Source organism: Micromonospora sp. KC207 (assembly GCF_004348615.1).
In the GTDB taxonomy this organism is placed as follows: Bacteria; Actinomycetota; Actinomycetes; order Mycobacteriales; family Micromonosporaceae; genus Micromonospora.
In genome coordinates this window covers 36,943-44,220 of the sequence record NZ_SMKJ01000013.1, presented here as the reverse complement: position 1 = coordinate 44,220, position 7,278 = coordinate 36,943, and the positions used below count along the sequence as shown (strand labels likewise).

The window sequence follows — 7,278 nt, the reverse complement described above, 5'->3', positions numbered from 1 at the left end:
CCCCACGGCCGTCTCACCCGCCACCGCTGGATCGTCACCGAGCCGTGGTGGTGCGAGTCGTCCGTCGTCGGCTGCCCATGGGTCCCGGTCACCGGTGGCGTCCCCGGGGAACAGCGGCGTCGAGCGGGGCTTCCTGTGGGCCAGCGGCGCGGTGGACCCGCAGAGCATCGACAACTGGGCGCAGAGCAACGTGACGGTGAGGAACAGCGAGACGTTGACGGCGCTGGAGGTCCGCGTACGGATCGCGCTGACCCCGTACGTGACCAGCACCGGAATGTGGAGCACCATACCGGCCGAGCACCTGGTGACGACTGTCGAGCAGCAGCCGGACGTCCTGGTCTACACGTTCACGCTGAAGCCGGCGGTACGCATCACGCCGGGCTCATACATCTTCGCGGTGCAGTACGGTCACGCCGTGGGCGGCAGGGACCCGAGCCGCGACAGCTACCAGGCGATCGCCACCACCGAGGTTGCCCGGGCCGAGGTGGACGGCGGCTTCTGAATCTTCAGGGCGGCTGAATTCTTCGGGGCGGCCGAGCAACCTTTCCGGTCCGCCGGACCACTGAAGGTCGACTGGTCGACTGAACGGCTGAAGGAGAACACCCGATATGCCCCCTCTGCATCCGCGCCGCCCGTGGCGCATCGCGTTCGCGAGCGCCGTGTCGGTGGTCGTGCTGGCGTCCGTTGCCGGTTGTGGCGGCCCATCTCCGGCCTGGCATGCCGCGCCCACGCCCGCCGCCGGCACCAGCACCCCGGCGGTCGGCACGTCCGGGCCGGGGTCCCCGACCGCGGCGGCTGACGCGACCACCCCCACGACCACCCCCACGACCGCACGGCCGTCGGCCACCGGCAGCCCGTCGCCGAAGTCCGTCGGCGTGGCACCGCTGGCGGGACGGATCCGGCCCAACATTACGTACCGCGGAAAAGCCACCTTCTATGACGCTGCGGACGGTGGAGGGGCCTGCCTGTTCGGCCCGGCCAGTGACCTCATGATCGGGGCGATGAACCAGACCGACTACGAGTCGGCCAAGGCATGCGGGGCGTATGTGCTCGTCAAGGCGGCCAACGGAAACTCCGTCACGGTCCGGATCAACAACCTGTGCCCGTTGCCCTGTGCGCCCGGGCAGATCGACCTGAGCCCACAGGCCTTCGCCAAACTGGCCAACCGCTCACTCGGCGAAGTGCCGATCACGTGGAAACTGCTCAGTCCCAGCATGTCCGATACGATCTCGATCCGGTACAAGGTCGGGTCCAGCCAGTGGTGGTGCGGCATCCAGGCGATCGGCCATCGGAATCCGGTGGCGCTGCTGGAGGTCCGCACCAGCAGCGGTTGGCGCCAGCTACCCCGTCCCGAATACAACTACTTCATCTCTGCCAACGGCAGTGGGTGCGGCGGCCCGATCAGGATCACCGACATCTACGGAGAGAAGTTGACGATCAGCGGGATCAAGCTGAAGCCGGACGTCGTGCAGCCGACCCGGGTCCAGTTCGCCAGGCACTGACCCGCCGGGCCCCGGTCCCCGGCCCTCTCTGCCCAGTTTCCCCGGCCCTCTCTGCCCAGTTTCCCTGACGCTCTCTGTCCAGTTCACACCGCCGAAGCGGCCCTCGCCGAAGGTCTCGGCGACTGCCGCCCCGACACCAATGCGGCGGGCGCAGGCGACGTCGCGGTGCCGGCTGTCGCCGACGAACCAGCAGTCGGCGATCGCGACGCCGAGCGCCCGGGCGGCGGGCCGGGCCAGCTCCGGGTTCGGCTTGCGCAGCCCCGTTACACAGTTCCCTGGACTTCAGGTGAAGAGGTCAGTCCGGTGGTGCGGGATTGGCTACACCGGTCCGGTACGCCACGACGACGGCTTGAACTCGGTCGCGCAGGCCGAGTTTGGCGAGGATGCGGGCGACGTGCGACTTCACGGTGGCCTCGGACAGGTGCAAGCGTTCGGCGAGTTCGGCGTTGCTGAGGCCCTCGGCGAGTAGGCGCAGCACTTCCAGCTCACGGGCGGTCAGTGCGCTCAGGTCGCGGTGGATCGCGGGCGTGTCGGTGTCGCGGCGGGCGAACCGTTCGACGAGGCGGCGGGTGATGGCGGGCGCGAGCAGCGCGTCGCCGGAGCGGACCAGGCGCACGGCGGCGACCAGGTATTCGGGGCTGACGTCCTTGAGGAGGAAGCCGCTGGCCCCGGCGGTCAGCGCCGCGTACACGTACTGGTCGAGGTCGAACGTGGTGAGCATGATCACGCGTGGCTCGTCCGCGGCACCGGTCATGATGCGTCGGGTGGCCTCCAAACCGTCCAGCTCAGGCATCCTGATGTCCATGAGGACCACGTCGGGGCGGGTACGTCGGACCGCGTCGACCGCTTCGGTGCCGTCGGTCGCCTCGGCGACGACGTCGATGCCGTGGCCCGACAGGATCATCCGGAAGCCGGCGCGGACCAATGCCTGATCATCGGCGATCACTACGCGCAGTGGTGGGGCCATGGTGCCTCCAGGGGAATTTGTGCGTGGACACGGTAGCCGCCGCTGAGGCGTGGCCCGGCATGCAGGGTTCCACCGTAGACAGCGAGGCGTTCCTGGAGCCCGATCAGCCCGCGTCCGTTGCCGGTCGTGGCTGACGCACGCGGCACGCCACCGGTGTCAGCCACCTCTACGCGGAGGTGGCTGGTGTCGTAGTCGACGGCGACGGTCGCGGATGCGCCGCGCGCGTGCTTGACGGTGTTCGTCAGCGCTTCCTGCACCACCCGGTAGGCCGCCAGTTCGATTCCGGGCAGCATGGGGCGTGGTTGCCCGGCCACGTTCAACTCGACCGGCACGCCGCTGGCCCGGACGCCTGCGACCAAGGCCTCCAGTCGGTCCAGGCCGGGTTGGGGTGCGAGTTCCGCGGCGCCGGCCGCGTCGGAGCCGGAGACGTTCATCGTCAGCAGCCCCATGACGTGGCGCAGTTCGGACATCGCCGCTCGACCGCCCGCCTCGACCGCGAGCAGCGCCTCCCGGACCTGCTCCTGGTCGGGCGGCATCATTGTGCGGGCGGCGCCGGCCTGGATGACCATCATGCTGACGTTGTGGGTGACGACGTCGTGCAGTTCCCGGGCGATACGGGCGCGTTCCTGCTCGGTCGCACGGCGGAGCGCCTCGTCCCGTTCGCGTTCCAGCGCCGCCGTCCGCGCGCGTTCCTCGTCGGCCCGGCGCCGCCACCGGCGTAGCCCGTCGGTTGCGATCGCGAGCGGGATCAGGACCAGGGCCGGAACGGCGTCGCTGGAGACGGTGGGCAGCGTCGGTGACTGGAGCTGCTGGAGCTGGCTGTACAGCAGGGCCGCCACGAGCTGACTGGCCAGCACCGGCATGCGGTACGGACTGTAGACTGCGGCGCTGTACGCGGCGATCACGCAGACGTAAAACGAAAACCGGATCGTCGCGCGGTCCTCCGTGACCGCCGACACCACCGTGGCCATGGCCATGACGATCCAGAGCACCGCGAGCGGATACCTGCGGCGAGTCACGAGCGGCGCGGCAATCAGCAGCATCACGATCGCCCAGGCGACATGATGGTACGCGAGTGGGTCGAGCGTGTCCGTTGGATCCACCTGGAATTGCGGTCCCGGCCGCTCCGGCAGCGCAGGGCCCGGCGTGCCGGGTCCGGCGGGCCTGGGAAACACGCCGTAGCTCGGCTGGATCACGATGGCGCTGATGCCCAGCGCGAGTATCGCGTCGAATCCCTGGCTGCGCCGCGATGGTCGGGGCAGCGGACCGGACGGGCGCAGCAGTTGCCGGCCCCAGGCCCACAGTCGGTCGGTGATCCCCACCGGGTCCATTCTCGCCGGCCCGCCACAGCCGGCGGTATTGGTCCGGAGAACCAGCGGGCTCCACCGCGCGCCTAGTCCTCGGGGATGAGGCCGGACGCCTTCATCCCTGCGCCCCAACGAGGATGCCTCTCCGGGCCGACGCGCCCGGAATGCCCGCACACCTAGCGTCGATCTCCGCAAGGGTAAGCCGAACCGAGGAGACGAGCATGACCGCGCCGGTGATCGAGTTGCACAACGTGAGCCGCAGGTACGACGAAGGGCCGCCCGCGCTGCACAACACAGCACTGAGCATCGCGCCCGGCGAGGCGGTCGCGATCCTCGGGCCGTCCGGGAGCGGCAAGTCCACGTTGCTCAACCTGATCGCCGGTCTGGACCGGCCGAGCAGCGGCACCGTGACCGTCGACGGCGTCCGCGTCGACCAGCTCAACGAAGCCGCCTCGGCCCGCTACCGGCGGGACAAGATCGGCATGGTGTTCCAGTTCTTCAACCTCCTCGACGACCTGACCGTCGCCGACAACGTCGTCCTGCCGGCGCAGCTGGCCGGGATGGCGCGCGGCGCCGCCCACCACCGTGTCAAGGAGCTGCTCGGCGCGCTCGGCGTCGCCCGGCACGCCGCCGCGTACCCGGGCCGGCTCTCCGGCGGCGAGCGGCAGCGCGTCGCGGTGGCCCGAGCGCTGATGAACCGCCCGACGCTGTTGCTGGCCGACGAACCGACCGGCGCGCTGGACACCGCGTCCGGCGAGGACGTCAAACGGCTGCTCAACGACCTGCACGACGACGGCCAGACCATCGTCCTGGTCACGCATGACCTGTCGCTGGCCGAATCCTGCGCCACCCGCATGATCCGGCTCGTTGACGGCCGGGTCGTCGCCGATGTTCGCACCGTCGCGGCGGGGCGGGCCCGATGAGCGCACTGGGACGTGTGGTGCGCTCGGGCGTGGGCCGCCGCCGGGTGCAGACGGTCGTGATCGGGTTGGCCACGATGATCGCGGTGACCGCGTCGGTGCTCGGCGGGTCGCTGGTCGTGGCGTCCAGCGGGCCGTTCGACCGGGCGTTCGCCCAACAACACGGCGCGCACCTGACCGCGCAGTTCGACGCCGCCAAGACCACGACCGCGCGGCTGTCGGCATCCGTGCGGGCCACCGGTGTCACGGCGGCGGCCGGTCCGTTCCCGACCGTGTCCGCTACCCCGCGCGACGCCGCCGACCGGGAACTGCCACCGATGACCGTCGTCGGTCGTGCCGCGCCGAGGGGAGGCGTCGACGACGTGTCTCTGAGCCAGGGACAGTGGGTGACCGGCCCCGGCCAGATCGTGCTCTCCGCCGACTACCCCACCGGGCCGTTCCCGCTCGGCATCACCCTGCGCTTCGCCGAGTTGCCGGGAAGCCCGACGCTGAGGGTGGTCGGCGTGGCCCGGTCGGTCAGCCAAACCGCCGACGCCTGGGTGTCGCCATCCGACATCGCCACGCTGACCGCGCCCGGCGCGCCCGGCGGCTATCAGATGCTCTACCGCTTCGCCGCGGCGAGCACCGCCACACAAATCGGCCAGGGCCGGGCCGCGGTGACCGCAGCGACCGGCGCGGAGGCGCTGACCGGGACGCAGTCCTGGCTCACCGTCAAGGAGGCCAACGACCGCAACACCGCGCTGTTCCTGCCGTTCCTGGTTGCGTTCGGCGCACTAGGCGTGATCATGTCGGTGCTCATCGTCGGCAACGTGATCGCCGGCGCGGTCGGTGCCGGCACACGGCGGATCGGCATCCTCAAGGCCATCGGGTTCACGCCCGCGCAGGTCGTACGGGCGTACGTGGCCCAGGCACTGATCCCGGCCGCGGGCGGCATCACGGCCGGCGTCGTGGCCGGCAATCTCCTGGCCATCCCGGTGCTGGCCGATGCCGACCAGCTCTACGGCACCAGTACCGCCGGCGTCGCCTGGTGGGTCGACGCGGTCGTGGTCACCGGCGCGCTCGGCGTCGTGGCGCTGGTGGCCTGGGCGGCGGCGCTGCGGGCCGGCCGGCTGCGCACCGTTGACGCGATCGCCGCCGGGCGCACGCCACCTCCCGGCCGCGGCCAGTGGGCGGCCCGGCTGACCGCCCGACTCCCGCTACCCCGGTCGGTGAGTCTCGGGCTGGCCCACCCGTTCGCCCGTCCCGTCCGCGCCGCCTCAATGCTCGCGGCCATCGTGTTCGGCGTCACCACCGTCACGTTCGCCGTCGGCGTGGCAGCCTCGCTGAACCAGGTGCAGGTCGCCAAGGACCACGCCGCCGCCGACGTAATCATCGATACGTTCGGCCCGCCGAGCGGAGCGAACCCGACGCCCAACGCCCCGAGGGCGCTCAGCGCCGACGAGATGGCCAGAATCACCACAGCGATCCAGCGCCAGCCCGGCACGACGAGGTACTACAGCGTCGCCAGCACGCAGGTCGCGATCGCCGGGAGGGCCGGCTCCGTCCGGCTCTACGGGTTCACCGGTGACGCGTCCTGGGGTGGGTACGAGATGGTCTCCGGCCGGTGGTTCACCCGCCCCGGCGAAGCCACGGTGCCGGGCACGTTCCTGACCGCCACCGGCACCCGGATCGGCGACACGGTCATGCTGACCGACCACGGCATGACGGTGCCAGTCCGGATCGTCGGCGAGGTCTTCCACCCCACCAACAACCTGTTGATGTTCGCCGACGCCGGCACGTTCGCGACCACGAAACCGGACCTGGTCGCCGCGACCTACCACATCGGGCTCACCGGCGGCACGGACGTGGCCGCCTACGTGGCCGGGCTGAACACCGCACTGGGATCGTCGGGTTTCACCGCGCAGTCCGGGCACTCCGGCGGCAGCAGCGACACGATTGTGCTTCTCGACGCGCTCGCCGCGCTCCTCACCTTGATGCTGGTCGCCGTCGCCGGGATGGGCGTGCTGAACATGGTCGTGCTCGACACCCGCGAACGCGTCCGCGACCTCACCATCCACAAGGCGTTGGGGATGACGCCCCGGCAGACCATAGCGATGGTCGTCGCCTCGGTCGTCGTGACCGGGCTGGCCGGCGGCGCGATCGGCGCATCGGCCGGCGTTGCCTTGCACCGTGTGGTCGTGCCCGCGATGGGAAACGGCGCCGGCATCACCCTGCCCGCCTCCGTCACCGACGTCTACCAGCCGGCCAGCCTGGCACTGCTCGGCCTCGGCGGTCTGCTGATCGCGATCCTGGGCGCGCTGCTGCCGGCCGGCTGGGCCGCCCGCACCCGCACCGCTGTCGCGCTGCGTACCGAATAGATCTTGGGTGCCGAGATCGGTGCCCGGGTGGTCGGTCGTCGTTGACCTGGGCTTACGCAGGGTGGCGAGAGGGGGTCGGGATGTCGGCCGGGCGATCATCGGTGGTGCCGGTCGGGAGGTCGACGCATCTGATTGCCGCGCGGGCGGGCGGCCCTGCGCGGCGGGCAGCCCAGCTCGCCTTGGATGGCGGGGGCAACTCGCCGCGCGGCACGGATGGCAGTGCGC

General features: G+C 71.0%; 6 protein-coding genes and 1 pseudogene. 4 read left to right on the top strand and 3 right to left on the bottom strand.

All coding sequences use genetic code 11. From position 1 onward, the window contains the following. The first annotated feature begins 94 nt into the window (after positions 1–94). Together E1258_RS03140 and E1258_RS35530 are read left to right on the top strand one after the other, a co-directional pair. Positions 95–502 carry a hypothetical protein gene (locus E1258_RS03140; protein WP_132396632.1) on the top strand — a complete coding sequence of 136 codons (408 nt, stop codon included), beginning with the start codon at positions 95–97 and terminating at the stop codon, positions 500–502. 106 nt (positions 503–608) lie between these two features. After that, a complete protein-coding gene (locus tag E1258_RS35530; protein ID WP_132396630.1) occupies positions 609–1,502 on the top strand; it encodes an expansin EXLX1 family cellulose-binding protein in 894 nt (297 codons plus the stop codon). Between the two features lie 135 nt (positions 1,503–1,637). On the opposite strand, the pseudogene E1258_RS03130 reads toward E1258_RS35530, so the two are convergent. From E1258_RS03130 to E1258_RS03120, 3 genes and pseudogenes are all read right to left on the bottom strand, one after another. Further along, positions 1,638–1,760, bottom strand: a pseudogene (locus E1258_RS03130) (HAD hydrolase-like protein); the annotation flags it as partial. Between the two features lie 37 nt (positions 1,761–1,797). Then, complete coding sequence (locus E1258_RS03125) at positions 1,798–2,469, bottom strand: response regulator transcription factor (RefSeq protein ID WP_007073576.1); 672 nt, start codon at positions 2,467–2,469, stop codon at positions 1,798–1,800. Then, positions 2,448–3,665, bottom strand: a complete 1,218-nt coding sequence (locus E1258_RS03120; RefSeq protein ID WP_243715144.1) for a sensor histidine kinase — start codon at positions 3,663–3,665, stop codon at positions 2,448–2,450. Before E1258_RS03120 ends, E1258_RS03125 begins: the two co-directional genes overlap by 22 nt. Before the next feature lie 332 nt (positions 3,666–3,997). On the opposite strand from E1258_RS03120, the gene E1258_RS03115 reads away from it, so the two are divergent. Both E1258_RS03115 and E1258_RS03110 read left to right on the top strand, forming a co-directional pair. Next, positions 3,998–4,699, top strand: coding sequence for an ABC transporter ATP-binding protein (locus tag E1258_RS03115; protein ID WP_132396626.1), 702 nt, complete (start codon positions 3,998–4,000; stop codon positions 4,697–4,699). Then, positions 4,696–7,053 carry an FtsX-like permease family protein gene (locus E1258_RS03110; protein WP_132396624.1) on the top strand — a complete coding sequence of 786 codons (2,358 nt, stop codon included), beginning with the start codon at positions 4,696–4,698 and terminating at the stop codon, positions 7,051–7,053. Before E1258_RS03115 ends, E1258_RS03110 begins: the two co-directional genes overlap by 4 nt. Positions 7,054–7,278: the final 225 nt, after the last annotated feature.

Coding starts and splice junctions, on each gene's coding strand:
- E1258_RS03115 (WP_132396626.1), top strand. CDS start 3,998: ATGACCGCGCCGGTGATCGAGTTGCACAACGTGAGCCGCAGGTACGAC.
- E1258_RS03110 (WP_132396624.1), top strand. CDS start 4,696: ATGAGCGCACTGGGACGTGTGGTGCGCTCGGGCGTGGGCCGCCGCCGG.
- E1258_RS35530 (WP_132396630.1), top strand. CDS start 609: ATGCCCCCTCTGCATCCGCGCCGCCCGTGGCGCATCGCGTTCGCGAGC.
- E1258_RS03125 (WP_007073576.1), bottom strand. CDS start 2,469: ATGGCCCCACCACTGCGCGTAGTGATCGCCGATGATCAGGCATTGGTC.